Here is a 25170-nt window from a genome sequence, read left to right as displayed (position 1 = left end):
CGGATCCCCCGGAGCGCCCGGCCCGCCGGCCTCCGCCCCACCGCTCGCAGGAAGGACAGGCATGGCAGCGCGCGACATCGCCTACGTCGAGCTGTACGCCAAGGACAAGCAGCAGACCGCCCACTCCTTTGTCTCGCTGGGCTTCACCTGCGTGGCGGACTCGGTGGCGCCGGACCGCAGTTCCCTGCTGCTTCGGCAGGGCGCCGCCCACCTCGTCATCACTTCGGGTCCCGCGACCTGGAAGTTCCTGGACGCGCACGGGGAGGGCGTCGCGGACATCGCCCTGCTCTGTGCCGACGTCACGGCGACGGCGCAGCGGGCCGTGCGGGCCGGCGCCGGCCTGACCGGTTCCATACGCGGCAACCCGATCCTGTCCGGGGCCGGTGGCCTCACCCACGCCCTGCTGCCGGCCACGCGGACCGCGAACCTGTTGCCGGCGAGCCACCGCTGGGTCGAACTGCCCCAGGATCTCGGGCCGTCGGCTGAAGGGAACTGGCGGCTCGACCGGGTGGGCATCGCGGTCGACGGGCCGGATCCGGAGGCCTACCTCCCCCTCTACGTGGACGCCTTGGGGTTCGTCCGGCAGCGGCCGGGAAACGCGTCCGGGGCTGCGCAGGAACCGTCAGCCGTCCTCCTGGACAGCGCCGACGGCGGCACGACCCTCACCCTCTTCGGGCATCAACCACGCCCTCTGACAGGGGAGTCCACCTCACACGCGGGGGACGATGACAGGCCTGGCGTGCGGCAGCTGTCCTTCCTGGTCGATGACATCGCCGCCGCACGCCCTCCCCGCCTGAGCGGCGCCCTCTCCATCGAACTCGTCCAGCGGGGCGGATCCGGCGGCGATGCCGCACAGGTCCTGGCCCCGCGGAAAGCGGGGAACCACCACCGGCTGACCGCCGGATGATCCCGCCCGCCGCCTTTGACACCGGCCACCGGACCGCCGGAGAAGGAAGTAGCTGTCATGCGCTCCGCAGTTGTGGTCGGCACCGGACTCATCGGAACATCCGTCGCGCTCGCGCTCAGCGCCCAGGGCGTGGCGGTGCACCTGCGGGACGCGGATCCCGAGGCGGCCGGCATGGCCGCCTCCCTGGGCGCCGGGACCGTGGAGGCCCCGACCGCGGCTGTCGACCTGGCCGTGCTGGCGGTGCCTCCCGCCCTGGTCGGCAGCGTCCTGGCCGACGCTCAGGCGGCCGGGATCGCCCGCCACTACACCGACGTGGCGAGCGTCAAGGCGGAGCCGCGGGAGGACGTCGTCGTGCTCGGCTGCGACACCGCCCGCTACATCGGCGGTCATCCCATGGCAGGCGGAGAAGTCAGCGGACCCACAGCCGCCCGCGCCGACCTGTTCGAAGGCTGCACCTGGGTGCTCACACCGACGCCGGACACCGGCACGGAGACGCTCAACACCGCCCTGGAGCTGGTGGCGACCTGCGGGGGCACCCCCGTCGTGATGGCGGCCGCCGAGCACGACCGCGTGGTCGGCCTCGTCTCCCACGCCCCGCACGTCGTGGCGGCGTTGGTCGCCAAACGCCTTGCGAAGGCGGGGGAACGGGCGGTGAGCCTCGCCGGGCCGGGCGTGCGGGACCTCACCCGGATCGCGGGCGGTGACCCGGACCTATGGGTCGACATCCTCTCGGCCAACGCGGGTGTCGTCGCCGACATCTTGGAAGAGCTGGGCTCCGACCTGGGGGACGCCGTGGCCGCCCTGCGCGCCATGGCGGCCACGGACGAGGCCAAACGCGATGCCGGCCGACAGTGCGTCGACGCCCTGCTGCGCCAGGGCAGGTCGGGCCGTCGGCGCATCGCCGGCAAGCACGGCATCCGGCCCGCCCGCTACCGGACGCTCGGAGTGGTGGTGGGCGACCAACCCGGCCAGCTGGCCCGGCTGTTCGCCGACGCCGACCGATCCGGCGTCAATATCGAGGACATCCATCTGGAACACTCCACGGGTCGGCTCACCGGCGTCGTCCGGCTGAGCGTCGACCAGCGCGCCGCACCTGCTCTGGAGGACGCGCTCCACTCCCAGGGGTGGCGCATTCAGTGAGGGTCTCGGCCCACGGACGTACGTCGACGGGATGAAACGGCACCGGACCGCGGGCAGCGGGATGATCCGATGTGGACTCGTCGGGGGACGCGCCGGGCCAACAGCCGGTCCTGGCCTCGTACCGCCAGGCGCCGTCGGTGGGGAACACCGCGGCAGGGCTGGACGGACCGGAAGGACTGATGTGGCGTGGCACCCCAGCGAACCCCGGCCCGTCGTATTACCGACAGACCGCCGGCCGGGCGGCCGTGATCCGCGGCGAGCGTGACCGGGGCCGACTGCTACGGCCCGCCCTCTCTCAGGGGTGGCCGCTGGATCGGCACTCCGCTCCGCAGTCCGCCGTCGCGCCGTGGGCGGCGGCATGGTGGAACCTGCTGCACCCCGAGGCCGCGGGGCTGGCCGGGGCGGTGCGCCCGGGGGCCGTCTGCCCGGTGGTCGGCGATGGCCTCGATGCCGGGCGGAGCCGACGTTGTCGTGCACCGGTCCACGGACGGGGTGGACGCCGTGTGCGCGCAGGCGGAACTGCCCAAGGTCGACTTCATCAAGGCCGACGTCCGGAAAGCCCAACCAGGCCTGTTGTCAGACGCCTTCGTCACGCTGCTGCGCGACCGGCCGGCCCCGCTGCTGCGCATCGGCCCCGGCGGACCGGTCCACCGGGGCCGATGCGAGCCGGACATCGTCAGCAGCCTCACTCGTTCCCTGGCGTACGAGGTGTACCGCTGGCAGGGAGGGGACTGGCGGCCGGTCACGTCCGCTGTGCGGGACGAGGGAAAGTACCTGTTCAAACCTGCGAGATTCCGACGGGCCCACCGTGAAAACTGAATCGTTGATCAAAAAGACTGTCGGCGGCACGGAGCGCCACTGGCCAACGCGGAATGGGCCCCTCAAAAATCGGTAATGGGTCCCTAAGGATTTCGCCGATTGATGCTTGAGCGCTCGACAACGACATGCGGTACACATGATCATTGCTGGTAACCAACTGGTAACATCGTCGAGCGGGACGGGGGCGATGATCTCGGTGAAAGGTGCTGGTGATCCCGGGCGTCAGGCCCGGGCGGGGTATCCGCCAGGTCGATTCCTGTCGCTTTGACCTGCATCGTGAGTAGTTTCCTACTCAAGCGCAATGTGACCGGAACCTTTTGTTCCGTCTGATCCTCACGGCCGACCCAGTGCTTACTGTCGATGATCGGGACGGCGTGGCCCGGCGGTGAGGTGGAATTCCCCTGCCCTGAGATCCCGCGAGCGTCAGGTCCTGAGCAGTCAACCAACGGGGTGAGCAGATTGCATCAGCCAGTCCTATCCAGAGTCCCTCACGCTGTCGTCAACCCTCCATCGGCCGCCGATGCCCACAGCACGGGCACCGGTGGCGATGGATCCGGAACGTCGGAGTCCGGATCACCGCCGCCCCAGGAGCGGCCAAGCCCCGAGCGTGTACCCATATCGACTCTACTTCCCGGTATTTCGCCCCGGTCCGAAGGGCCGGACACGGAACACGTCGCTCGCCTCGCCGAAATCGAAGACGCACTTCCGCCCATTCTCGTCGACCGCCGCACCATGCGGGTGATCGACGGAATGCACCGTCTGATGGCCGCCTTCGTTCGCGGCGACCAGATGATCCGTGTGGAATTTTTCGAGGGCAGCACCGAGGACGCGTTCCTGCATGCGGTACAGGCGAACGTGACGCATGGTCTTCCACTGTCGCAGGCCGACCGTCGGGCCGCCGCGGCCAAGATCGTCGCCTCGCACCCGCACCTGTCCGATCGGGCCATCGCACGTGCCGCGGGCCTGGGTGCCAAGATGGTGGCCGGGATCCGCCGCCAGGCCGGCGGGGTGGTGCAGCTGCACGCCAGGGTCGGCAGGGACGGCAAGGTCCGCCCGCTCAGCAGTGATGAAGGACGCAGACGGGCGGCGGAACTGATCGCCGAGCGACCGGACGCCTCACTGCGGGAGATCGCGCGGCTGGCGGGGATCTCCCCGGCGACGGTCAGCGACGTCCGCAGGCGCCTGCGGGCCGGCGAGCCCCCGGTGGTCTCCGGCGAGCAGCCGGCGCAGGGGGGCAAGGCAACCGACGCACCCACGCGGGTGCGAAGGCTGCGCGGCGAGCGCAAGAAGGAACTGCTCGACGCCGATCCCATCACCGTGCTGGAGAAGCTGCTGCGCGACCCCTCCCTGCGGCACAAGGAGGAGGGCAGGAACCTGCTGCGCCTGCTGCACCAGAACGCCATCGGAATGCGTCAGAGCTCAGAACTCACCGCCGCGGTCCCACCGCACTGCGGTGCGCTGGTGGTGAACCTCGCCCGGCAGTACGCGGAGACGTGGCTGGAGTTCGCCCAGAAGCTCGACGAGAAGGTGCAGTCGGGCCGCCGTCCCGCCGCGGGAGAGTGACGGGATCAGTGCGCTCCGCTGTTGTGGCATACGGAGACGACTTCTCGGAGGTTGGTGTGGTCGCCGGTCGTGTGGTGAGGTTCGACGGTGCTCGAGGCTATGGGTTCATCGCCCCGGACAACGGTGAGGAGGACGTCTTTCTGCACGCCAACGACCTCCTCATTCCCGAGGCCTACCTGAGGTCCGGCCTCGCGGTGGAATTCGATATCGACGTCGGTGACAGGGGGCCGAAGGCGTCCTCGGTGCGGCTGGCCGAGGGGGCCGAATTGCCTGTTCCGGTGGCACGGAACTCGGCGGGAGACAACGTTATCGACGACGTCGTGCGCGAGGACGAGTTCACCGTGGAACTGACTGAACTCCTGCTCCGCACATCATCGCTGACGGCTGTTCAGATTGTCGAGATCAGACGAGAGCTGACGGCGTTCGTCAAGAAGCACGGCTGGGTCGAGGGCTGAGCTCAACCGGTTGACAGCGGCGGCTCGACCCGGCCCCGAACGAGACGAAAGTCGGCGCGTCGGTTCCACAGGAGGTTTTCTTGCGGGAAGCAGACACTCGCCCGGTCCCCACCACCGAAGCCGCCGGCCTCCGCGTGTGCGCCGACCTCCCGAGACCGGAGCGGGACCTGGACGGAAGACCCGTGGTCGTCCTGCTCCTCGCCTCACTGCTGCCCGGCGAGTCCCCACGCTCCCAGGGATACGACGCCGAACACGTCGCGAGACTCGTGACCGTGGACCAGCCGCTTCCCCCCATCCTGGTGAACCGGCGCACGATGCAGATCATCGACGGGACGCACCGCATGCTCGCCGCCGTCGCACGGGGCCGACAGACGATCGAGGCAGAACTCTTCGACGGAACCGGTGAGGACGCCTTCCTGCTCGCCGTGTCGGCGAACGTGGACCACGGACTGCCGCTGTCCCGCAAGGACCGGTGGATCGCGGCGAAGAGGATCATCGCATCGCATCCGCACCTGTCGGACCGGGCGATCGCCTGCATATCGGGTCTCAGCGCCAAGACGGTGGCCGCGCTGCGCGCTCGTTCAAGTGAGGGCCAGCCGCAGTTGAACGCCAGACGCGCCCGGGACGGCCGGATGCGCCCCCTGGACGCCGCCAAGGCCCGACTGCGGGCGGCGGAACTCATCACCGAGCACCCCGACGCCTCGCTGCGCCACATCGCCGCACTGGTCGGGCTCTCCCCGGCGACCGTGAGCGACGTCCGCAGACGCCTCGCGTCCGGCCTGCCGCCGGCCGGACCGAAGCACCACCCGGCCGGGCCCGCGGCAGACGCGGACGAGGACGGAACCGTCCCGGACGGCATGGGGAGTGCGGAGCCGGCAGCGGCCACGGCGGGTGGCGGGCCCGGCGGCGCGGGAGAGCCGCGCGCGTCCCGGATGGCCTCGTGCCACGGAAAGCGCCGGCCGGCGCCCGATCCAGACGCGGTGATCGAACAGCTGATGGGCGATCCGTCGCTGCGGCGGCGCAAGGACGGGGGGACCTGCTGCGTCTGCTCCAGTACAACGCCGTCGTCCTGCGGGAACGGTCCCGGCTCATCGCCGCGGTGCCACCGCACTGGCGCGCCCGCATCGCGCAACTCGCGCACCAGTACGCCAGGAAATGGAGCGCTTTTGCGCAGGAACTGGAGGAGTGCGTCAACGGGACAGCGCGCGCCGAGCGCCGGCGGCTGGCCGGGAGTTGCCAGCCGCCCACGCCGTTGATTAACGGCGCCACTCCCGAGATAGTGGTCGGGTATTCCTCTTGAGCGATCCCATTCTTCGGTCAATTGAGACCCGGATGCGCGCTGTATTTTACTGTCGACCGCCGGTCCGATCCGCCGAGCATGAGGGACGAAGCCGCTCCGATTGATTTCACGGCACAGGAATGACCGCTGCTCGGGCGGGCCGCTCCTGGCCATTCTGCTTTCGAGAGGGTTCTCAAAATGACAGTGCGCGACATCGCCTATGTCGAACTGCTCACCAGCGATGAACAGGACACCGTCGGCTATTTCCAGGCGGCGATGGGTTTCAGCCAGGTGGCCAGGTCCACGGAGCCCGAACGAAGCTCGGTGTTCCTGCGGCAGGGAGACGTACGCCTCGTCGTCTCCTCGGGCCCGGCGACCTGGAAGTTCCTGGACGCCCATGGCGACGGCGTCGCGGACATCGCCCTGCGCTGCGACGACGTCGTACGTACCCGGGACGCGGCAGCGGCGGCCGGGGCGAGGATCGTCACGCCGGGAACGGGAAGCCGCACGGTGGTCTCGGGATTCGGGGACGTCTGCCACACCCTGCTGCCCGCAGCCGAGAACGCCGGTCCGGTCCTGCCCGACGACCGTCTCTGGATACCCGAGCCCACCCCGGGCACACGGCAGTCCCGCCCCGACCCCATCCGCCTGCTCGACCACGTCGCCGTCTGCCTGGAGGGCGGCACCCTGGAGGAGTACGCCGACCTCTACCGGGACGCCTTCGGGTTCTCCCGCTACTCCTCGGAGTACGTGGACGTCGGAGGACAGGCCATGGACTCCATCGTCGTCCGCAGCGCGTCGGGCCGTGTCACCTTCACCCTCGTCGCGCCGGACCCCCGCCTGGGGTCCGGACAGCTCGACGCCTACCTGGAACGCAACGCGGGTCCGGGCGTCCAGCACCTGGCGTTCCTCGTCGAGGACATCGTGCCCACCGTGCACGCATTCCGTGGCCGGGGCGTGGAGTTCCTGAACACGCCTGCCAGTTACTACGACATGCTCCTCGAACGGCACGACGGGCTGCACTCGGAGATCGATTCTCTGCGGGCCGCCCACGTTCTCGCCGACCGGGACGAATGGGGCTATCTGCTCCAGCTGTTCAGCCGCTCGCCCTACGAGCGCAACACCCTCTTCTACGAACTCATCCAGCGACGCGGCTCCCGCGGTTTCGGCAGCTCCAACATCAGGGCCCTCTACGAGGCCGTGGAGCGCGACCGGCTGAACGCCGAATGACCGGCGCGGCTCCGGGACCGGTGGCCGAGGACGCTTTCACCCTGCACGACTTCGTGCATCTCGCCCGCGCCCGGCTGGTCCCGGAGACCTGGGATTTCCTGGAGGGGGGCGCGGGCGAGGAGCGGACGCTGCGCGCCAACACCGAGGCGTACGACCGCCTCTGGCTGCGTCCCGGCGTCCTCACCGGCGCCGGTACTCCCGTCACCGCGACCCGTATTCTCGGCCGGACCTGAGCCGCGCCGACCGCGATCGCGCCCATGGCCTACCACACGATGGCCGCTCCCGAGGGCGAGGTGGCAACGGCACGCGGCGCGGGCGCGGCGGGTGTCCCCCTCGTCGTCAGTACATTCGCCGGGCGGACCCTGGAGGACATCGCCGCCGCCGCTACGGCACCGCTGTGGCTCCAGGTGCACTGCTTCCGCGACCGCGCGACCACCCGGGACCTCGTCGTCCGGGCCGAACGCGCCGGCTTCGAGGCCCTCGTGCTCACCGTGGACGGCACCCAGGCTGGGGCGCCGGCTGCGGGACCTGCGCAACGGCTTCAGGCTCCCCGCCGGGATCGCGCCGGCGAACCTCACGGGTGACGGCTTCGGCTCGCCCGGCGATCACGCCCTCACCGAGTTCGACGCGTCCCTGGACTGGTCGGTCGTCACCTGGCTGCGCTCCGTCAGCGTGCTGCCCGTCCTGGTCGAGGGCGTACTCACCGCCGCCGACGCGCGGCACGCGGTGGAGGCGGGCGTCGACGGCACAGTGGTCTCCAACCACGGTGGGCGGCAGCTCGACGGCGCACCCGCGCCGCTCACTGTGCTGCCCGAGGTCGTGGCCGCCGTCGACCGGACCTGCCCCGTGCTCGTCGACGGGGGAGTACGGCGCGGCACGGGCGTCCTCACGGCGCCGGCGCCGGGTGCGGACGCCACACTGGTGGGCCGTCCCGCCCTGCACGCCCTGGCGGCCGACCCGGAGCGCGGTGTGGCCCGAACGCGCGGAACGCACAGCGTGCCGATGCGCTGCACCGGGGCGGTGCCGCACAACCAAGTCGTGGGCAGGCACGGCGACTTCCGCCGGGTCATGGTCGACGTCTTCGCGCCCCTGGCCCGCCTCGGCTGGAGCGCCTGCTGGCTGGGCACCGCGGCCGGGGCCCTTTCCCGCACCCTGCGGCTGCTGCGCAGCCCCGAGGAACGCCGCCGCAACCTCAAGAGCGAGCTGCTGCTGACCCGGCTGTCCCGGGCCCGCCGGCGCATCGACACCGTGCAGGCGATGCTCAGCCACGTCGCTGACGTGTACGTGTCACTGCCCGAGTGGGAACGGGGCGGTCCGTCCTGGCAGTTGCTCGCCAACGCTCTGAAGGTGACAGCCTCCGAGCAGTGCCCGGCTGCCGTGGACGAGCTGATTGAGCTGATCGGGCTGCGCCACGGCTACCTGCGCCACCAGCCGCTCGGCCTGGAGCGCGCCCTGCGCGATCTGCGGCTGCCTCGCTGAACTACGGCAACGACCGGCTGCATCTGGCCAACGGCTCGCTCAGCCTGCTGGACCAGGAGACCACCCTTGCCTGACACCGTCCCTCTCCCGTCGGCCGCCGCGCCCCCCGCCCGGCGCCAGTTGGGCGCCCGATCCGTCGGCCCGCCCGGTGCGCCCTGGGCCCGCCTGTGGACACCGGCTCCCGGCGCCGTCGTCGCCCTGCCACCCGTGGACGCCGTGCCGGCGACGCCCGCGGCCGTGTGGCGGCTGCGCCCCGAGGAGTACCGTTCGGCCGTCGGCATGGCGGCCTGGCGGGCCCGCGAGCACCTGGCCGGCCGGGCACTGCTGCGGCTGCTGCTCGCCGAGGTGGCCGACGAGGAGGACGCCCGCGCCCCGGCGGTCCCCATAAGCCGACGCTTCACCCGCGAATCCACCCCGAACTGACGCAACACCTGAACGTCGAACCAAACAGCCTCGCCGGGGAAAGTGCTCTCCTTGAAAAGTGGAAGACGTCTCAGTTGGTCGGCGGGCAGCGTGACATGATGAGTTGGGTAACGTGACGGACGCGTTCGTCGAGCTCTCCTGACTCTGGCGTGCCGACGGGGGATGGTTCTGCCGAGTGCGGGGTAAGCCGAATGACCAGGATTCCGTCCGGACCGTTCTGCACGGTGAAGCTCTCTCCGGTAGGGGCCGCCGGACGGCGTAGGGCCAGCCATGCGGAGAAGGCTTGGATCGCGGCCGTCGCGAGACCCACTACAGCAGTGATCGTGTCTAGCTCACCATGCTGTCCCTCATACCGCTGTTGACCGGGAAGCTCCCGAACAAGGGCATCGGGAAGGTCCTCTTGCAGGGTCAGGAAATCCATACGGTCCATGCCTGTTAGGTGAATCGTGACAGGAGGGTTGTTCACTCCACAGCTCCTCGAAGGTTTGAGATCACATAAAGGGGAGGACCAGTCCGCTACCGTCTCCGCTCCCAAGGTCACGCGGAGGGAAACCCTCTTCATCCCAAAGTCGATTCATGTGCTTCAAGGTGCTGTCCAGATCGACACCGCGCCTCTGAAGGGCTTTCGTGACCGAGGATTTGTGTGCGTCCAGCCCGGCGTGCAGGCCAAGGAGGGTCAGATTTTGGAGCAGCCTGGGAGACTTGACGACTCCTAGGAGTCCTGGAGCCGCCATCTTCTCCGCCAGTTCAGAGACATTTGCATGGTTCCCTGCGAAAGCCAATGCAGTTGGCTGGTACATTAGGTCCACGAGCTCGTGCAACTGGTCGAATACCTCATTTCGTCGGATTTGTAGGCGCCAGTTCTTCTTGATGATTTGTTGCGCCAGCCACTGGATCTGCCTACCTTGTTCGAAAAGGGCATCTCGTGTTCGGAAATCGGTCACCACCTGCTCTTTTACTGCGCGCATATTCAGGCTTGGCGGGCCGAATACCATACAGGCCAGAACGTTTTCTCCACGTGTGATAATTGCGGCACGTGAGAGAGGTCCGCCTTCGCTTGTCAAGGTACCCAAGACGACGTCGAGCCGAGTTTCGACCCCAGTGTTGCTGTCCGCAGTGGCTGCGCGCTGCACGACGTCCTCTTCGGGAAATGTCAGAATGGGCTGGCCCTGCCAGAACACCATCAGTCCGCTGCTGAGATCACGCCGCACCTCGACCGGAACCGAACACGCAGTCAGGTAGTCGCGCCGATTCACGATTTGATTGAAATTCCTAATGGACCTGCTGGCTGCGAATTCAAAGACTTCCGCGGCCATGCCCCGACGCGTGGCGTCGGCAGCCTCATGCACGAATTGCAAGTCTTTTTCATCTTGTTCAGGTGTGCGCAGTAGCCCAGGCGTGAATTCTGGCTTTCGCTGCTCCTTGGGTGTAGCGGCATACTGCTCGAAGTTGCAGATGTTCTCTTTTCTCACGTCGGAGAAGATAAAGTGCCTGAAATGGAGGTAATCAAGGATTCGGCGCGAGCTGATCGAGCAATCCTGGCGGGTAGGTTCGACTAGAAGGGCCGCAAACCCCAGATCCTCGTAGAAGAAGCTGCGCATATACATGAGCGCAAGGTCTGTTTCACCCAGAAGCCGAAAGTCTTGTAACCACAGGTGGCGCCAGAGGCTCTTGACGGTCAGATATCCTAAGAGGTATCCGCCATTTGAGCTGCTGGAGAACGGGGAACTCAACAGGTCGAACTTGCGGGACAGGGCGAGGGGACTGCGCCGCGCTGCGGCCTGTAGTTCTCCAGCCAACCATAGAGATTTGATCGGCTCGGGAATGCTCGGTCCGCTGGCAATTCGGTCAGGACCGGCGAAGTTAAGGACGAGCCCCATCGGTAGAGGGCTGAAGGAATTGCTCTCCAGTCGGGATACCGCATCGTACTCCGCGAAACAGGCAAGCCCCTCAGCAAGGGGACGCAGCAAGGCTGTCACCAACTCAATACGGAGTACATCGTCGACGATCGCCAGCTCCAGTTCCCTTCGGACGGATTGCAGGCGTGAGCCCAGCCGTCCGCGAGGATCCCCTGCCACGGCGCGCAACACCGGACCCCAGTCCTCAGACAGATCAGCCCATATATCGTCAGTCTGCCGATGAGGATCCTCGAGATCTTCGCTCAGCGCGCTGAGGGCATCAGCATTCATACCTGCGCGTGCAGCCAATAGGAGGAGGGAATAGCCGACAGCCGACCTGAAGCACCAGTGATGAGTCGCTTCGTGCAGGTAGGTCAGTAACTGCTCGGGCGGACCTTGCCCGACGGGTCCCAGCCAGTGGCGCGGGTCTTCGAGTTCAGGAGGGACAAGACGCGTGGCATTGGTGAATAGGTCGGTTACACCGCCCCGGTCCTGGCTGTGATGCAGCTGGTCCCCCATATGGGCAGTATGCGAGCGATGGAGGTTCCCGAACAGTCGTTTCGCCTTGATCATTACAGAGCACAGGTCGTGCCCATTCACGGGGGGCACAGGGTTGCGATGTGGGCGGTTGGCCTGCTGCGTACGGGGCGTGACGGATTGGCAGGTTGCGTCGGTAGTGGGGCCCGCGAACACAGTGCAGGCATGGGCCGCGGCGATCATGTGGGTGATGACCGCGATCGGTGAGTGGATCACCGATGCGCCCCAGCGGGCCCTGGCCCGGCTCGGGTTCCGGCCCGACCCACTGAGCTTTTCACAGTAACCGTCGTGTGCCGCTCGAAAATGCGATTCGTTCCGTGACCTGCACTGATGTCCCAGATCCGGTCGGCTGGCTGGTACCGGACCCGTGCGATCTGGCGGCGCAGTACCGCGTTCTCATGGCGCAGCGCCATCACCTCCGCATCCTTGGCCACGCGGCTACGCAGCACGGCAGTGGGCACCGTGATCAGTTTCCAGACCAGCGCGGAGACAACCGACAGCGACATCCGCAGGTCCTTGCAGGCCGGTCGAGGCCGCGTCGCCAGGATCAGCAAATGTGCAGGCACATCCCCGAAAGAACCACGACTCGGACCCCCAGCGCCCGGCAGGCGGTGCGGTAGGGAATCTTCTGCTCGGCCTTGCAGCTGCTGGCCCATACGAATGATTCACCGGCACCGCAGGGTGAACGATGGCCCGGCGTGCCCCGAGCTGACGGTCGGGCAGCCGCTCACGACCATACGTTGACTCGTGTGCCGCTGAGCTACGCCTTTGTGAATCTGAAGCCCGGAGTGGGAAAGACGACCAGCGCAGTCTGGTTGGCCCACGCACTCCACGAGTCGGGTATCCCACCGCTGCTGGTCGACAGTGACCCCGCTTCCTCCGCGCTGCGCTGGAGCGAATTGGCGGGTGGTTTCCCGTTCCCTGTGGTCGCTCTTCCGGTGGGCGATGTGCACCGGCGCGTGAACGACTTCCTGGGCGACCGGCAGGCCGTCGTGTTCGACGCTCCGCAGCTGGAGGACCACGCGCACATCGCCCGCAGCATCATGAGGTACGCAAGCGAATGGATCGTGCCGGTGACTCCGGCTCCCATCGAGCTGGATCGCATGGCGCCCATCGGTGGCGAGATGGGCGACGTGCAGTCCTTGCGCGTCCAGCCGGCCCACGCCGCCGTTCTGCTGAACCGAACGAATCGTGCCGACGCCACGCGTACCGGTCCCGATGCCGACGCCCGCGAAGCCCTCACCGAGCGGGGGTTCGACGTGTTGTCCACGCATATTCCGCGGCTCGACCTGTACGCCCAGTCATTCGGAAGTCCGGTGGTGGTCAAAGCCTCGGCGTACATGGACCTCGCAGACGAACTCATCAAGCGACAGGACAAGGCATGAACCAGCGGAAGGACACCTACCGAGCCGCATTGCAGCGCGGACCGGACGCGGTCGTACCGCGTCCCGTCAAAGTCACTCAGCTGCACACCCGATACGTGCGGGTGACCATCGAGCTCGACTCCGGCTTGCCGCGTGACCTCGTGCAATGGGCAGGGTCAACGGTGTCCACGATGCTACGGACCGGCGCCGCTGCCCTGCGACCCTTGAGAAGCGCCCCGTAAGCCGGGTGACGCAGTCGTGCGTGCACCGGCCTCCGCTCGCTCACCGGCTTGACTGCGCCGGGTGATCTCGTTGGATGGGGGAGGCCCGAAATACGCGCCCGCTGGATGCCGGTTCTCATGGGGAGGCGGTGTGGGCACCCGGCGGATCTTGGAGCGTGAGCCGCCCCTGCGTCACCACAAGCTTGTGGTCTCCGGCCGCGGCGGGTGTTCTTCGTTTCGGTCTGAGGCGTGAGGGCCTCCATCGGCATGCTGCTCTTCGGGTTCGGGTTCGGCTGACACTCCGGACCGGCGACCGGGACGTGGCGCGGGCCGATCAGGCCGCCGGGCGAAGTCGCAGGCGATGATGCCCGGGGCCTGCGTGGTCGGGAACCCGCGCCATGCCGCCCCGGAACCGCTTCCCGAACCGGGGCGTGGGACAGGGCGCACACGCAGCGCCACAGCCGGTGCCGCCCGTTGCGCACGCCCGGGACTTCGGTCCCGGGTCGTTGACGTTCATGTGCGGCGACGCGGTGTCAGCTGGACGCGCTGCCCGAGACCCATTCGTTCCACGGCATGTTCCAGTCGCTGAGGCCGTTGTCCGGGGCCAACCTGGTCTTGTCCCCGGAGTTCTTGACGATCACGACGTCACCGACCATCGAGTTGTCGAAGAACCACGCGGCGGGCTGCCTGCCGTCGCCGCCGCCCTTGACGTCGTTCAGGCCCACGCAGCCGTGGCTGGTGTTGGCCTTGCCGAAGACCGAGTCGGCACCCCAGTAGTTGCCGTGGATGAACGTGCCCGAGGCGGTCAGGCGCATGGCGTGCGGTACGTCGTCGATGTCGTACGCCGGCTTGCCGTCCTTCATGAGGCCGACGCTCGCACCGTTCATGTGGGTCTGCCCGAACTTCTCGGAGATGACCATCTGACCGTTGTACGTCGGGTGCTCGGGGCTGCCGGACGAGATCGGGATGGTCCTGATCGTCTTGCCGTCCCGTACGACGGTCATCTGCTTCGTCCTGGCGTCGACCGTGCTGATCTGGCTCCGGCCGATCTTGAACGTGACCGTCTTCTGGACACCGTGGCGGGTGAGCTTGACGGTGACGGTGGACCCTGGCGTCCAGTAGCTCTCGGGGCGGAAGTCCAGGCGGGCGTCGTTGAACCAGTGACCGACGACCTGCTGCCCGCTGCTGGTGCTGACCTGGATCTCCGACTCCACGGCGGCCTTGTCGGCGATCGCCTTGTCGAAGTTGACCGTCACCGGCATGCCCACGCCGACGGTCGAGCCGTCCTCGGGGGAGAGGTGCCCGATGAAGTCGTTGGCCGGGGAGACCGTGGTGATCGTGGCGTTCCCGGTGGCGGAGCGGCCCTGGGCGTCCTGGGCCTCTGCGGCGACCTGGTACCTGGTGGCCCGCTCCAGCGGGCCCTTCGGCTTCCAGGACGTGCCGTCCGCGGACAGCGTGCCCGGAATCGCGGCACCGGTCGCCACGGCGGTCATGGTCACCTTGGTGAGCTTGCCGTTGCTGACGGTGACCTTGACGGGGCCGTTGATCCCGACGCCATGGGCGCCCTGCCCGGGCGTGATCTTTATTCGGGCGTCGGAAACGTCCTGGGCGGTCGTCTGGTCTCCCCGCGCCTGCGACTTCTGCTGGTTCCCGGCGTCGTTGCCGCCGGTGGCAGCGTTACTGGTACCGCCGAGGGCCGTGAGTGCGAGTACGCCGCCCAGTACGCCGGCCGTAGCCATCAGCCCGGTGGTTCGCTTACGTACCGTGATCAAACGCTTCTCCCATACCGCTGGTCGTTGAATCCGTGGAACCGGTCACCGGAGGAGTGGCAACCGGTACTGAAGAACTACTCTTACGGCTTCATCCCTCCCGAATGGGGTGAATGTGGCGAATTCCATGCTGTGAGGTGGATCGCCGGGACTCTGCTCGGCGGCCGGACGGCGCGTGGTCGATCTGCTTTCGCCGCTCGGTGCGGGCCTGGGTGCGGTGGGGGTCGCGGGCGACGGCCCGTAGGTGAAGGTCGCCGTTCGCTGGTGGAGCGGCCCTCTGGGGGGCCTGGGGTGGTTCCGGCCTCGGCCCGGTCGCGATCGCCACGGAAACCGCCGGGCAACTCGTCCTGCGTGATCGCCGCAGTCCCGGCCTGGTAGTCGGTCCGCGGCGCCCCGACGCGATCACGCTCGCCTCGGCGGCCGCCTGTGTGTCCGCCGGTGTCGAGGCGATCGTCCTGCCCGTCCGTCATCGACGCTTCTCGCGGCGGGACGCGTTCGGGCTCCGGCCGGGGTTCCCCGTTCCCCGTGCCATCCGATTGCTTCTCGATGCTGCGCCGACATCTGGTTTACCCTTCAACTATATGGGCTGTCGTGAGGAGGTCGCACCATGACGGAACTCGGCCCGCAGGGTGCGGACGGGCGGTCACGGACGATCCCGGCCGGTGGGCTCTTCCTGCAGTCGGCCGGCCGGAGGCTCGCCGTCGAGCTCCGCGGGCGGCTGGACACGATCCACGCCTACCTCACGGACGACGCCCTGCGCGAGGCGAACGGTGGGCGGCCCGTGGAGCTGACCGAGGAGCTCGGGGCCAGCGACCCACTCGCCGAGCAGCTCAGCCCGACGCCGAGCAGCCCGTTCTCCGAGTGCAGGACGACATCCGCGTCCGGCGGCAGGAAGTCGGCCACCCGGGTGGGCAGCCCGATGCCCAGGTTGACGTAGTCGCCGTCCGTCAGCTCGCGCGCGGCGCGCGCCGCCATCTCGTCCCTGGTCCAGCTCATCGCTCGCGCACCGTCCTCTTCTCGATTCCCTTGTCGGCCGCATGCTCGGGGGTCAGCGCCACGACACGCTGCACGAACACCCCCGGCAGATGGATCTCGTCAGGGCCGAGTACGCCCGGCTCGACCAGCTCCTCCACCTCGGCGACGGTGACGCGCCCGGCCATGGCGGCCAGCGGGTTGAAGTTGCGGGCCGCGCGGCGGAGGACGAGGTTGCCGTGGCGGTCCCCGCGCGCCGCCCTGACCAGGGCGTAGTCCGTGGTGATGGCGTGTTCCAGGATGTGGTCCACGCCGCCGAAGGTCCGCACCTCCTTGGGTGGCGAGGCCACTGCGACCGAACCTCCCCCAGACTCCGTCCGGGAGGTGCCCCAAGCGGCGTAGCGCCACGGCAGTCCGCCCTCGGCGACCTGGGTGCCGACGCCGGCCGGGGTGTAGAAGGCCGGGATCCCCGCGCCGCCCGCCCGCAGCCGCTCGGCGAGTGTGCCCTGCGGGGTCAGTTCCACCTCCAGCTCGCCTGCGAGGTACTGGCGGGCGAACTCCTTGTTCTCGCCGATGTACGACCCCGTGACCCGGGCGATGCGGCCCGCGGCCAGCAGGACGCCGAGGCCGCGGCCGTCGACGCCGCAGTTGTTCGACACGACCGTCAGGCCGCTCGCCCCGCTCTCGTACAGGGCGCCGATGAGGACCTCGGGCACGCCGCTCAGCCCGAAGCCGCCGACGGCGAACGACCGTCCGTCCGTCACGTCCGCCAGGGCCTCCGCGGCCGTGGCCATCACCTTGTCCATCCTGGTTCTCTCCTACCGGGCCGGCACCCGGCGCAGTGCGCCGAGCAGCTCGTCCTGGGCCGACTGCGTGGTCTCGGGGGCGGTGGCGCGGCGCCAGGCGACGTGGCCGTCCGGGCGCACCAGCAGCACGCCGTCCTCGGCGATCTCGCTGACCCGGCTCCAATCGCCGTACGCGTCACGGAAGTTGTCGTCGCCGACGAAGGTGTGCAGATGCCGGACCAGGTTGGTCAGCAAGGTGCGCACGCGCGGGTCGGAAGCCTGCTCGAAGCTCGCCACGACCCGTTCGGTGAGACGGGCCAGCCGGGCCTGCGTGGAGGGGGACCCGCGGGGCGACGTCCGTGCCAGGCGCCGGCCAGCAGTTCCGCGATGCCCTCGCCGGTCAGCTCACGCGGGTTCGGGTACGGCGTCGAGGTGGCCGGCTCCGCCGCGCGGGGCAGAGCGGACTCCGGCATGCCCAGGTCGCGCAGCGAGGTGGGGCCGCCCAGGGAGGTGACCAGGTCGTACACGCCGCTGGGGGCGTCGGGCACGCCCAGGGCGTCGGCGATGCGGCGCATCACGCCGGGCACCGCGGGCGCGTTGTAGGCCATGGCGTGCGGCAGGACGACGGTGTGCGTCTCGGCGTGCGGCAGACCGAAGCTCCCGCCGAGGGTGTGGCAGAGCTTGTGGTGCAGGCCCATGCCCACCGTGGCGAGACAGGTCCCGGCGAGCCAGGCCGCGTGCAGCAGGTCGGCACGCGCCTCCCGGTCGGCCGGGTCGGCGGCGAGCCGGGGCAGCGCCCGGCCGATGCGGGAGACCGCGTCGAGGGCCTGCCCGTCGGTGACCGGGTTCGCGTCGGCCGAGTAGAGGGCCTCGACGGCGTGGGCGAGTGCGTTGACGCCGCTCGTGACCGTCAGGGACAGCGGCAGCGTGAGGGTGAGGTCGACGTCGTAGACGACGGTCTCGGGGAGGATGTCCGGAGACGACCGGGTGACCTTGCGTCCGTCCCGGGTCTCGCCGAGGACGGGGGTCACCTCGGAGCCGGCGTACGTGGTCGGCAGGATCACCTGCGGCAGTCCGGTGCGCAGCGCCAGCGCCTTCGACAGGCCTGTGGTCGAACCGCCCCCGACGGCGACGATGCCGTCTGCGGAGGCCTCCTTGAGCACGTCGAGGGCCTGTTGGGTCACCTCCACCGGGGTGTGCATGGCCGCGCCGTCGAACTCGGCCACGAGAAGGCCGCCGAGCGCCTGGCGAACCCGCGCGGCGGCCGCCGCGAGGGGTCTGCCGGACAACAGCAGCACCCGGGAGCAGCCGAGCCGCTCGACCTCCTCGCCGAGGCGCTCGACCGTGCCGGCACCGAAGACCACCCGCGCGGGGTGGGATGTGTAGACGAACGTCCGCATGGAACTCTGCCTCCGCGTGTCATCGGGTCGCGTCGGTCTCCTGAGTCACCGAGTATGCGAAGGACATCCGCGTGAACTCCTGCACGATCCGCGCGCCCCACTGCACGAAACACGCATGCGTGCTACGACGGACCGCACTCGACGGCGGCGACCGGTTCCCGTCGGCCATGGGCGGCGCCCTGAACCGGTGGCGCGTCCGCCGGACCTCGCCTGAAAGGATCCGGCCGGTGCCGGACAGGACGGGTTCGTGGAATCCATGACGGAAGAGGAGTCGCGCCAGAGGCGGCGGGCGCGCTTCGAAGGGCTGGCGCATGTGGTGGTGGAACCGTTGTACCGGTATCTGCTGCGACGGACGAGCGCAGACATGGTCGACGACGTCCTGGCGGAGGCGATGCTGGTGCTGTGGCGCCGTGTTGACGAGGTCCCCGGCCTGGGGCCGACGTCGGGATCCCTGGGGCCGACGTCGGGATCCCTGCCGCCCGACCCCGACGACGTGCTGCCGTGGTGCTACGGGGTGGCGCGGGGCTGCCTGGCGAATGCCCGCCGTGCCGACGGGCGCCGGCTCCGGCTGGTGGAGCGGTTGGTGCGGACGCAGGAGCGGCAGTCGGCCGAGGGCGCCGACCACAGTGATCTGCACACGGCGCTCGCCGCTCTCGGGGCGCTGGACCGCGAGGTGGTGCGGCTGTGGGCGTGGGAGGGGCTGGCGCCCCGGCAGATCGCGGAGGCGACCGGACTGACGTCCAACGCGGTGAGCATCCGGCTGCACCGGGCGAAAAAGAAACTCGCCGAACAGTTGGTGCGAAAGCATGACGAACCATCCGGACACAAGAGGGATGAAGGAAGGAGCGGTCAGTGAATGACGACGAGTTGCTGGCCCGGCTGAAGTCCGCGGACCCGGCGCTGACCCCACATGCTCCGCTGCCCGACATCGACCGACTTGTGGAGGACATCTTGACCACCGACACCGCGCTCCAGACTGGCAACACGGCCCCGGCGAGGACCGCTGCGCGACGGAGCCGCCGTCAGCTCCTCGGACTCGCGGCGGCTGCCGGTCTGCTGCTGCTCGGCGGCGGCATCGCCGGAGGAGTCATGGCGAACAACGGCAACGGGCACCCTGCCTCGGCAGGCCCGCTGACACTCACCACCGCCGGCGGCTTCGGCAGCCAGAAGTGTGTGGCACCCAGTCCCGACACCCTGCGCGGGTACCCGACCCTCTTCGTGGGAACGGTCACCTCCATCAAGGGCGCCGCGGTCACCTTCCGCGTCGACCACTGGCTGAAGGGCGGCGACACGGAGACGGTCGTGCTCGACAGCGACACGAGCCGGCCGGAGGCGCTGACGTTCTCGGAGGGCGAGCGCTACATCGTGGCCGCCGATCACGGCGTCGTCCCGGTGTGCGGCGCGAACGGGGCCGACGACGAGACCGTCGACGAGTTCCGCCAGGCATTCGGGAAGTAACGGAAAACAGCGGCACAGACGGTCCGAGCCCACCGACGGCCGCGGTGGGCTCGGACCGGTTCGGGAAGCCGATGCTGCTTCTGCTGTTGTGACCGTGCTCCACGGTCGGCCGGGAGAGGGACGGGGGCGGCCCATCAGGCCGAAGGGCGGCCCGCACTCAACTGAGGGGCGGATGCCCGGGATCGCAAACGGGCTGACCGACCTCAGAAGGCCAATGGGGACGGAAACGTCGTACGAAGTCTGTGAAGTCGTTCCGCAGATACCGGGAGTCGGACGGCTTCAGCCGGATCTGCCGACGGCTGTCCGCCCACCAGATCTCGAATGCGGTGACCGTGCCTTCAGCCGGCCAGTCAGCGCTCTGTTCCGGAAGCAACAGGACGTCGACGAAGCCTCCGACGCTCAGGCCGATGTCCACGAAGACGCCGATCGCACCGGGCCGAGGAACCTTCACGACAGTGCCCTCGAAGACCTGCCCGAAGCGCAGCCCCCTCCGCAGGCGAGTCCACTCGGCATCTGTCACCACGAGCGCATCTTCGCACTTCGTCCGGAGCGAAGTCGGAACCGTCGCGGCTCAGATGGCCGCGAGACGGCCGTCCTGGAGACGTGTGCCGGCATGCTTGAGCCTGTGCAGCACCGGGACGACGTCAACCTGGACAACATGGGGGATCGCACCGACGACGCCGGTGACGTACATGTACAGGTCATCGGTGGTTCGGCAGGTGACGGTCACGAGGAGGTTGGCCGCTCCCGTGACCGACGCGGCGAAGGTGGTCGCGGGATGACGGGACAGCGCTTCGCCTGTGGCGTGCAGGTGGCCTGGTGCGACCGTGAGCCACAGATAGGCCGTGGCATGGAACCCGAACCGGTCGTAGGCGAGGTCGACGGCCACGTACACCGCGTGCTCCTCCAGCAACTGCTCCAGGCGCGCCGACACGCGCGCCTGACTCCAGCCGGTGCTGCGGGCCAGTTCGACCACCCCGGCACGGCCGTCACGCGACAACTCCGTCAACAGCGGTGCGTCGGCATCAACCAGCCCACCCGTCCCGCGCCGCTCGTGCCCACCCCGGTGGGTGCCCGGATCGGCCGTGCACCGCACTTCGCCCAGGGCGGGTGCGGTGAGCGGACCGTCGAAGGCGCGCCATTTCGCGTCGGCACCCAGGTGCATGTGCATGACGGCGTAGGCGTGGAAACCGATGACCCTCGCCGTGCGCGGCAGACGTCGCAGAACGGAGCCCTGCGGTCGAGCGGGGTCGCTCCTGGTCTGGCACAGCTCAACACCATCCTGCGCGTCACCGGCGCCACAGCCCCCACCGTCCCCCTCCCGATGCTCGGGCTGCGCACCATCGACCAGCGCGACATCGCGGGTGACCCGCGAGTGCGCCGAACGATCCAGGAGACCTTCGACGTCCTGCTCCAGGAACCCGCCCCAGCAATCTGACCCACCTCGGCACGTCGAGGCCGCCGAAGAACAGGAGGGCGGCGAACCGACACTCGACGCGGTGACGCCGCCGGATTCACCGTCTTCGAAGCGCGGTATCAAGGTCAGCCTGGTGCAGGCGCGTCCAGGCGGTGCCGAACTCACCGAACTGGCCTGCTTGGTCGAAAGCGGTCGGCTGAACCTGCGAGTTGTCAAGACGTTGCCGTTCGAGCGTGGGTTCGGGGCGGAATGCGTCCTTCCCGGACTTCCTGGCCGGGAAGATCTTCCGGCACTCGGCGGCGGGGTGGCGGGGTGTGCGTCGAGCTGTCGTTCCGGCATCTGCCCGCCGTCGACACCCGGGCGTGCCCGATTCTGGTCTCGGCGTGCACGAGCGGCTCGGTGACGAGGACGCCAGGGGACGCCGAGGTTTTCCGAGCATCGTCACGCAGCCGGTGCCGCGCCGGCCGGCGTGATCGCCGTGGAGTGGCTTCAGCTGCGGCGGGTGAGTCCGTCGAGGATCAGGTCGATGGTGAAGTCGAAGCGTTCGTGGTCGGTTCCCGCGGTGAGTTCGGCGGCGTGGCGCTTGGTGTGCGGGAAGGTGTCGGGCAGGTCGGCGAGGCGCTGCAGCATGTCGTCGCGGCTGACCGCCCACTCGCCACCGCTGCGGTCGAGCAGGGAGATCTCCAGGGTGTAGGAGTTGATGTAGAGCGACAGGGCGTCCATGCCCCAGGCGGCGCTCTGCGGGGCGACGCCGCCGGCGAGCAGAAGGGCGAGCATGCACTCGGCAAGGCGCAGGGTGTCGTTGTTCGTGGGCGCGGCGGCGAGCGCGGCGCGGGAGATGCCCGGGTAGCGCAGGTACTGGTCGCGCACCTGCGCACAGACACCGGTGATCTGCGCCCGCCAGGTGGCGGGGTCCGGCTCGGGAAGGTCGATCTCGGCGCACAGTCGGCCGATGAGCAGCTCGTCCAGGTCCTCCTTGTTGACGACGTGGGCGTACAGCGACGCGGATCCGGTGTCCAGGGCGGTGGCCACGCGGCGCATGGTCAGCGCCGGGTAGCCCTCGCGCGCGACGATGTCGAGGGCCACCTCGATGATCGCGTCGACCGTGATCGGCTTCGCGCGCCGGCCCCGCTTCGGGCTCGCATCGGAGACGGGCTGGTGGTGCCGCGCCGCGCGCCGCTCCTGAGGGGTCGATGCCATGCCCCGAGCCTACCCCCTGACGAACCATGCACCATTCTGACGAACACCGCTCGTCTTGACACGAGCACTGCTCCAGTATCGAATGATGCTCGCGTGTGAAGGTCGCACGTCATTCCTCTGAAAGGTGCGCACTGTGGCCACCAAGACCGCTCTGATCACCGGAACCAGCCGATCGGCCGGACTCGGCTTCGCCGTCGCCCGCCAACTGGCCGAACACGGCTATCACGTGATCCTCACCGCCCGTGACCAGTCCGCCGCGGAACCGCTGGCCGAGCGGTTGCGCCAGGACGGCCACGCGGCCACCGCCCTGCGCCTGGACCTGTCCGACCGCGCCGGCATGGACGAGGCGGCCCACCACCTCGCCGAGACATTCGGCCACCTGGACGTCCTGGTCAACAACGCCAGCGTGATGCCTGACTTCCGGGTTCTCGACGCGCTGGACGCCGACATGGACGCCCTGCGCAGCGCGATGGACGTCTCCGTGATCGGCCCTTGGGCGCTGACCCAGGCGTTGCTGCCGCTGCTGACCGCCGCACCCGCCGCCCGGATCGTGAACGTCTCCAGCCTGTCCGCCCAGCAGATCGCCACCGGCCTCGACCTCGGCGCGCCCCTGCGCTCGCCGGCCTACTCGATGGCCAAGTACATGCTCAACGCCCTGACCACGGTCCTCGCCCGGGCCCTGGCCGACACCCCGATCCTCGTGAACGCCGTCGACCCGGGCAACACCGCCACCCACCCCGAGCGCGGCGACGACGCAAGCGACCGTCCGGCCGCCGAAAGCGCCTACGACATCGTCAAGGCCGCCACCCTCGGCGCCGACGGACCCACCGGACAGCTCTTCGCCGACGGACGGTCCGCTGCCTGAGCCCGTGCGAACTGCCCACCGGCGGTCACGCGTCACGAAACGAGCACCTCGTCCCTCCCACCGAGACGACCACGCCCGCCGCGACCGTCACACACCTGGCTCGGCGGAGGGTTACCTGCGCTCAGGAGTTCGGTCAGACTCGGCGTATGGAAGAGGGCGCCCCATGGTCGCTGGACGATGACTGGGACTGGCGGATGCAATGCGCACGAGCCAATGATGCGGGGGTGCGTGGCACGGACTCGTGGGTGCCTCCTGTCGAGGAGGAGCTGGTGCTGGCCGCCCGGGCGAGCGCGTTGGGCCGGTGGTATCCATCGACCAGTCACAACTACCTCCGGTTCTCGGACGGTCCTGGACCCTGGGTGCCCGGAGGGAGCAACGACGCGAGATATCTGCCGGGATGCATCTCATTCGCCAAGGAGGGGGCGGACGGCAGCGCCGTCTTCCGGGTCTGGAGCGGATTCCTGTTGCAGGTCCCTGATCCGGTGCTCGTGCTGGCCACCACGGAGGCCGTGGCCGCTGTCGAGGCCCTGGTGAAGGTTCTGACCACTGATCACTGATCACTGACCACTGAGAGACCGTGACGGTGAGGACGGCCGTTGTTCGCCGCGACTCGGCGGCCGCGTGGGAGGTGACCGGACTCTGCGCGGAGGCGCGGCACGCACTCGACGCGCCGTCACGACCCCTTGCGCTGCCGCCTGATGGGTTCTCCCACCCGGTGCAGGTGCGTGAGGGCCTCGCAGTAGGACTGCAGCAGCCCCGTCTCGTGGTACGGCACACCGATCTCCGCGCAGTACGACCGCACGATCACCTGGGCGCGTCGCAGATGAGGTGTGGGCATGCTCGGGAACAGGTGGTGCTCGATCTGGTAGTTGAGCCCGCCAAGCATCAGGTCCCTGAACCAACCGCCCCTCACATTGCGGGAGGTGAGCACCTGACGCCGCAGGAAGTCGGGCCGCTCGTCGCCGGTGAAGGTGGGCATGCCCTTGTGGTTCGGGGCGAACGTACAGCCGAGATAGACACCGAAGAGACACTGGTGCACGGCGAGGAACGCCACGGCCCTGCCGGGAGAGAGCACCAGGAACAGCGCGGACAGGTAGGCCCCCAGGTGCAGGAGGAGCAGCGTGCCCTCCAGCACCCGGTTCTTCATGGACGGCGAGCGCAGCGCCCGCAAGCTCGACACATGCAGGTTGAAACCCTCCAGCGTCAGCAGTGGGAAGAACAGGAACGCCAGGTGGCCGCCGATGAACCGGGCCAGGCCGCTGCTGTTGCGTGCCTGGTCGGTGGACCACACCACGATGTCCGGAGCGACGTCGGGGTCGAGCCCCTCGTGGTTGGGGTTGGCGTGGTGACGGGTGTGCTTGTTCATCCACCACCCGTAGCTCATGCCGATGGCGAGGTTGCCGAAGATGCGGCCCCATGTCTCGCTCGGACGCCGCCGGCGGAAGACCTGCCGGTGCGCCAGATCGTGTGCCAGGAGCGCCACTTGGCCGAAGACGAGGGCCATGGCGGCGGCGACAGCCAGCTGCCACCAGGTGTCGCCGAGCGCGAAGAAGGCCGCCCCGCCGCCCAGCAGAGCCGCGATCACCAGGCCGAGCCGCACTGTGTAGTAGCCGGGGCTCCGGTCCAGCAGGCCTGCCTCGCCGATGCGTCGGGAGAGTCTGGCGAAATCGCTGCCGGTACCGGAGGGCCGGGCAGGGGCGGCGGGCGTTGCGGCCGCGACTTGGTCGTCGATGGAGAACGTCATGCCGCTGAGTCTGGGTACGGCCGCACCGCATCGACAGCGGGGCAGCTACCGGACCGTTAGGGGGACTTCCTCCCGGCCCCTCTGGGGTTACCCCCACTCCTAGGCCGCTGACCTGGGCTTCAGCGTCGTCTCAGCTGCTGCCGCGGGGATGGTTCTGGTCGATCCCGCGGTGCGGGCTCAAGGGCCTCTTCCGCTTCGCGGGCAGGGCAGACCGGCATCCGCCTCCGCCTGGCGGCCGGGCGCGG

25 protein-coding genes and 2 pseudogenes are annotated in these 25170 nt (G+C 69.0%); 16 read left to right on the top strand and 11 right to left on the bottom strand.

Annotated elements, in window-relative coordinates:
- Nucleotides 1–61 precede the first annotated feature (61 nt).
- The 10 genes and pseudogenes from ACFWPS_RS18400 to ACFWPS_RS18355 all read left to right on the top strand — a co-directional run bounded on the left by ACFWPS_RS18400 (nt 62) and on the right by ACFWPS_RS18355 (nt 9295).
- Nucleotides 62–907 (top strand): 4-hydroxyphenylpyruvate dioxygenase, encoded by an 846-nt coding sequence (locus ACFWPS_RS18400; RefSeq protein WP_383706248.1) that lies wholly within the window; start codon nt 62–64, stop codon nt 905–907.
- 57 nt (nt 908–964) lie between these two features.
- Nucleotides 965–2047, top strand: coding sequence for a prephenate dehydrogenase (locus tag ACFWPS_RS18395; protein ID WP_383706246.1), 1083 nt, complete (start codon nt 965–967; stop codon nt 2045–2047).
- 438 nt (nt 2048–2485) lie between these two features.
- Nucleotides 2486–2866: a hypothetical protein gene (locus ACFWPS_RS18390; protein ID WP_383706244.1), complete on the top strand. Its 381-nt coding sequence runs from the start codon at nt 2486–2488 to the stop codon at nt 2864–2866.
- A gap of 762 nt (nt 2867–3628) precedes the next feature.
- On the top strand, nt 3629–4429 hold the full coding sequence (locus tag ACFWPS_RS18385) for a transcriptional regulator (protein ID WP_383706242.1): 801 nt from the start codon (nt 3629–3631) through the stop codon (nt 4427–4429).
- Between the two features lie 56 nt (nt 4430–4485).
- Complete coding sequence (locus ACFWPS_RS18380) at nt 4486–4884, top strand: cold-shock protein (protein WP_383706350.1); 399 nt, start codon at nt 4486–4488, stop codon at nt 4882–4884.
- A gap of 80 nt (nt 4885–4964) precedes the next feature.
- Nucleotides 4965–6140, top strand: coding sequence for a ParB/RepB/Spo0J family partition protein (locus tag ACFWPS_RS18375; protein WP_383706240.1), 1176 nt, complete (start codon nt 4965–4967; stop codon nt 6138–6140).
- A 221-nt stretch (nt 6141–6361) separates the two neighbouring features.
- Nucleotides 6362–7393 carry a 4-hydroxyphenylpyruvate dioxygenase gene (gene hppD / locus ACFWPS_RS18370; RefSeq protein ID WP_383706238.1) on the top strand — a complete coding sequence of 344 codons (1032 nt, stop codon included), beginning with the start codon at nt 6362–6364 and terminating at the stop codon, nt 7391–7393.
- Nucleotides 7390–7977: pseudogene (locus ACFWPS_RS18365) on the top strand (alpha-hydroxy-acid oxidizing protein). Before hppD ends, ACFWPS_RS18365 begins: the two are co-directional and overlap by 4 nt.
- On the top strand, nt 7901–8872 hold the full coding sequence (locus tag ACFWPS_RS18360) for an alpha-hydroxy-acid oxidizing protein (RefSeq protein ID WP_383706348.1): 972 nt from the start codon (nt 7901–7903) through the stop codon (nt 8870–8872). The pseudogene ACFWPS_RS18365 and the gene ACFWPS_RS18360 overlap by 77 nt, the downstream one beginning before the upstream one ends.
- Before the next feature lie 66 nt (nt 8873–8938).
- Nucleotides 8939–9295 (top strand): hypothetical protein, encoded by a 357-nt coding sequence (locus ACFWPS_RS18355; RefSeq protein ID WP_383706236.1) that lies wholly within the window; start codon nt 8939–8941, stop codon nt 9293–9295.
- Nucleotides 9296–9365: 70 nt separating this feature from the next.
- On the opposite strand, the gene ACFWPS_RS18350 is transcribed toward ACFWPS_RS18355, so the two are convergent.
- The 3 genes from ACFWPS_RS18350 to ACFWPS_RS18340 all read right to left on the bottom strand — a co-directional run bounded on the left by ACFWPS_RS18350 (nt 9366) and on the right by ACFWPS_RS18340 (nt 12236).
- On the bottom strand, nt 9366–9725 hold the full coding sequence (locus ACFWPS_RS18350; protein WP_383706234.1) for a hypothetical protein: 360 nt from the start codon (nt 9723–9725) through the stop codon (nt 9366–9368).
- A gap of 61 nt (nt 9726–9786) precedes the next feature.
- Nucleotides 9787–11712 carry a hypothetical protein gene (locus ACFWPS_RS18345; protein ID WP_383706232.1) on the bottom strand — a complete coding sequence of 642 codons (1926 nt, stop codon included), beginning with the start codon at nt 11710–11712 and terminating at the stop codon, nt 9787–9789.
- 230 nt (nt 11713–11942) lie between these two features.
- Nucleotides 11943–12236, bottom strand: a complete 294-nt coding sequence (locus ACFWPS_RS18340) for a hypothetical protein (protein WP_383706230.1) — start codon at nt 12234–12236, stop codon at nt 11943–11945.
- A 243-nt stretch (nt 12237–12479) separates the two neighbouring features.
- Here ACFWPS_RS18340 and ACFWPS_RS18335 point away from each other — a divergent pair, with 243 nt between their 5' ends.
- On the top strand, nt 12480–13115 hold the full coding sequence (locus ACFWPS_RS18335; protein WP_383706228.1) for an AAA family ATPase: 636 nt from the start codon (nt 12480–12482) through the stop codon (nt 13113–13115).
- Nucleotides 13116–13848: 733 nt separating this feature from the next.
- Here ACFWPS_RS18335 and ACFWPS_RS18330 read toward each other — a convergent pair.
- From ACFWPS_RS18330 to ACFWPS_RS18310, 5 genes and pseudogenes are all read right to left on the bottom strand, one after another.
- Nucleotides 13849–15054, bottom strand: a complete 1206-nt coding sequence (locus ACFWPS_RS18330; protein ID WP_383706226.1) for an Ig-like domain-containing protein — start codon at nt 15052–15054, stop codon at nt 13849–13851.
- Nucleotides 15055–15918: 864 nt separating this feature from the next.
- Nucleotides 15919–16080, bottom strand: a pseudogene (locus ACFWPS_RS18325) (CoA-transferase); the annotation flags it as partial.
- Nucleotides 16077–16862 carry a CoA transferase subunit A gene (locus ACFWPS_RS18320; RefSeq protein WP_383706224.1) on the bottom strand — a complete coding sequence of 262 codons (786 nt, stop codon included), beginning with the start codon at nt 16860–16862 and terminating at the stop codon, nt 16077–16079. The pseudogene ACFWPS_RS18325 and the gene ACFWPS_RS18320, both read right to left, overlap by 4 nt.
- 12 nt (nt 16863–16874) lie before the next feature.
- Nucleotides 16875–17162, bottom strand: coding sequence for a hypothetical protein (locus tag ACFWPS_RS18315; protein WP_383706346.1), 288 nt, complete (start codon nt 17160–17162; stop codon nt 16875–16877).
- Complete coding sequence (locus ACFWPS_RS18310; RefSeq protein ID WP_383706221.1) at nt 17090–18241, bottom strand: maleylacetate reductase; 1152 nt, start codon at nt 18239–18241, stop codon at nt 17090–17092. Before ACFWPS_RS18310 ends, ACFWPS_RS18315 begins: the two co-directional genes overlap by 73 nt.
- A 256-nt stretch (nt 18242–18497) precedes the next feature.
- Here ACFWPS_RS18310 and ACFWPS_RS18305 point away from each other — a divergent pair, with 256 nt between their 5' ends.
- The gene (locus ACFWPS_RS18305; RefSeq protein ID WP_383706344.1) at nt 18498–19097 is read left to right on the top strand and encodes an RNA polymerase sigma factor; all 600 of its coding nucleotides are present in this window, start codon (nt 18498–18500) and stop codon (nt 19095–19097) included.
- Nucleotides 19094–19699 carry a hypothetical protein gene (locus ACFWPS_RS18300; protein ID WP_383706219.1) on the top strand — a complete coding sequence of 202 codons (606 nt, stop codon included), beginning with the start codon at nt 19094–19096 and terminating at the stop codon, nt 19697–19699. Before ACFWPS_RS18305 ends, ACFWPS_RS18300 begins: the two co-directional genes overlap by 4 nt.
- A gap of 571 nt (nt 19700–20270) precedes the next feature.
- On the opposite strand, the gene ACFWPS_RS18295 is transcribed toward ACFWPS_RS18300, so the two are convergent.
- On the bottom strand, nt 20271–20870 hold the full coding sequence (locus ACFWPS_RS18295; protein ID WP_383706217.1) for an Lrp/AsnC family transcriptional regulator: 600 nt from the start codon (nt 20868–20870) through the stop codon (nt 20271–20273).
- A 12-nt stretch (nt 20871–20882) separates the two neighbouring features.
- Between ACFWPS_RS18295 and ACFWPS_RS18290 the strand changes: the two genes are divergently transcribed.
- Entirely contained in the window at nt 20883–21137 is a 255-nt protein-coding gene (locus ACFWPS_RS18290) for a hypothetical protein (RefSeq protein WP_383706215.1), read from the top strand.
- Between the two features lie 468 nt (nt 21138–21605).
- Here the strand turns inward: ACFWPS_RS18290 and ACFWPS_RS18285 are convergent, their stop codons facing one another.
- Nucleotides 21606–22316: a TetR/AcrR family transcriptional regulator gene (locus tag ACFWPS_RS18285; protein WP_383706213.1), complete on the bottom strand. Its 711-nt coding sequence runs from the start codon at nt 22314–22316 to the stop codon at nt 21606–21608.
- A gap of 133 nt (nt 22317–22449) precedes the next feature.
- Here ACFWPS_RS18285 and ACFWPS_RS18280 point away from each other — a divergent pair, with 133 nt between their 5' ends.
- Together ACFWPS_RS18280 and ACFWPS_RS18275 are read left to right on the top strand one after the other, a co-directional pair.
- Nucleotides 22450–23181, top strand: a complete 732-nt coding sequence (locus tag ACFWPS_RS18280) for an SDR family NAD(P)-dependent oxidoreductase (RefSeq protein ID WP_383706211.1) — start codon at nt 22450–22452, stop codon at nt 23179–23181.
- 146 nt (nt 23182–23327) lie between these two features.
- On the top strand, nt 23328–23738 hold the full coding sequence (locus tag ACFWPS_RS18275) for a hypothetical protein (protein WP_383706209.1): 411 nt from the start codon (nt 23328–23330) through the stop codon (nt 23736–23738).
- Between the two features lie 116 nt (nt 23739–23854).
- Here ACFWPS_RS18275 and ACFWPS_RS18270 read toward each other — a convergent pair whose 3' ends face one another.
- Nucleotides 23855–24925, bottom strand: a complete 1071-nt coding sequence (locus ACFWPS_RS18270; RefSeq protein ID WP_383706207.1) for a fatty acid desaturase family protein — start codon at nt 24923–24925, stop codon at nt 23855–23857.
- Nucleotides 24926–25170 lie beyond the last annotated feature (245 nt).

The organism is Streptomyces sp. NPDC058457, from assembly GCF_042720695.1.
Taxonomy (GTDB): domain Bacteria; phylum Actinomycetota; class Actinomycetes; order Streptomycetales; family Streptomycetaceae; genus Streptomyces.
The sequence above is the reverse complement of the archived record's forward strand: the minus strand, read 5'-3'. Positions and strand labels throughout refer to the sequence as shown.

Bases quoted from the DNA above. Each gene is read 5' to 3' on its own strand.
- ACFWPS_RS18395 (WP_383706246.1), top strand. From the start codon at position 965: ATGCGCTCCGCAGTTGTGGTCGGCACCGGACTCATCGGAACATCCGTC.
- ACFWPS_RS18330 (WP_383706226.1), bottom strand. From the start codon at position 15,054: ATGGCTACGGCCGGCGTACTGGGCGGCGTACTCGCACTCACGGCCCTC.
- ACFWPS_RS18285 (WP_383706213.1), bottom strand. From the start codon at position 22,316: ATGGCATCGACCCCTCAGGAGCGGCGCGCGGCGCGGCACCACCAGCCC.
- ACFWPS_RS18295 (WP_383706217.1), bottom strand. From the start codon at position 20,870: ATGCACATGCACCTGGGTGCCGACGCGAAATGGCGCGCCTTCGACGGT.
- hppD (WP_383706238.1), top strand. From the start codon at position 6,362: ATGACAGTGCGCGACATCGCCTATGTCGAACTGCTCACCAGCGATGAA.
- ACFWPS_RS18340 (WP_383706230.1), bottom strand. From the start codon at position 12,236: ATGTCGCTGTCGGTTGTCTCCGCGCTGGTCTGGAAACTGATCACGGTG.
- ACFWPS_RS18270 (WP_383706207.1), bottom strand. From the start codon at position 24,925: ATGACGTTCTCCATCGACGACCAAGTCGCGGCCGCAACGCCCGCCGCC.
- ACFWPS_RS18345 (WP_383706232.1), bottom strand. From the start codon at position 11,712: ATGGGGGACCAGCTGCATCACAGCCAGGACCGGGGCGGTGTAACCGAC.
- ACFWPS_RS18310 (WP_383706221.1), bottom strand. From the start codon at position 18,241: ATGCGGACGTTCGTCTACACATCCCACCCCGCGCGGGTGGTCTTCGGT.
- ACFWPS_RS18320 (WP_383706224.1), bottom strand. From the start codon at position 16,862: ATGGACAAGGTGATGGCCACGGCCGCGGAGGCCCTGGCGGACGTGACG.
- ACFWPS_RS18305 (WP_383706344.1), top strand. From the start codon at position 18,498: ATGACGGAAGAGGAGTCGCGCCAGAGGCGGCGGGCGCGCTTCGAAGGG.
- ACFWPS_RS18390 (WP_383706244.1), top strand. From the start codon at position 2,486: ATGGCCTCGATGCCGGGCGGAGCCGACGTTGTCGTGCACCGGTCCACG.
- ACFWPS_RS18350 (WP_383706234.1), bottom strand. From the start codon at position 9,725: ATGGACCGTATGGATTTCCTGACCCTGCAAGAGGACCTTCCCGATGCC.
- ACFWPS_RS18400 (WP_383706248.1), top strand. From the start codon at position 62: ATGGCAGCGCGCGACATCGCCTACGTCGAGCTGTACGCCAAGGACAAG.
- ACFWPS_RS18275 (WP_383706209.1), top strand. From the start codon at position 23,328: ATGGAAGAGGGCGCCCCATGGTCGCTGGACGATGACTGGGACTGGCGG.
- ACFWPS_RS18385 (WP_383706242.1), top strand. From the start codon at position 3,629: ATGGCCGCCTTCGTTCGCGGCGACCAGATGATCCGTGTGGAATTTTTC.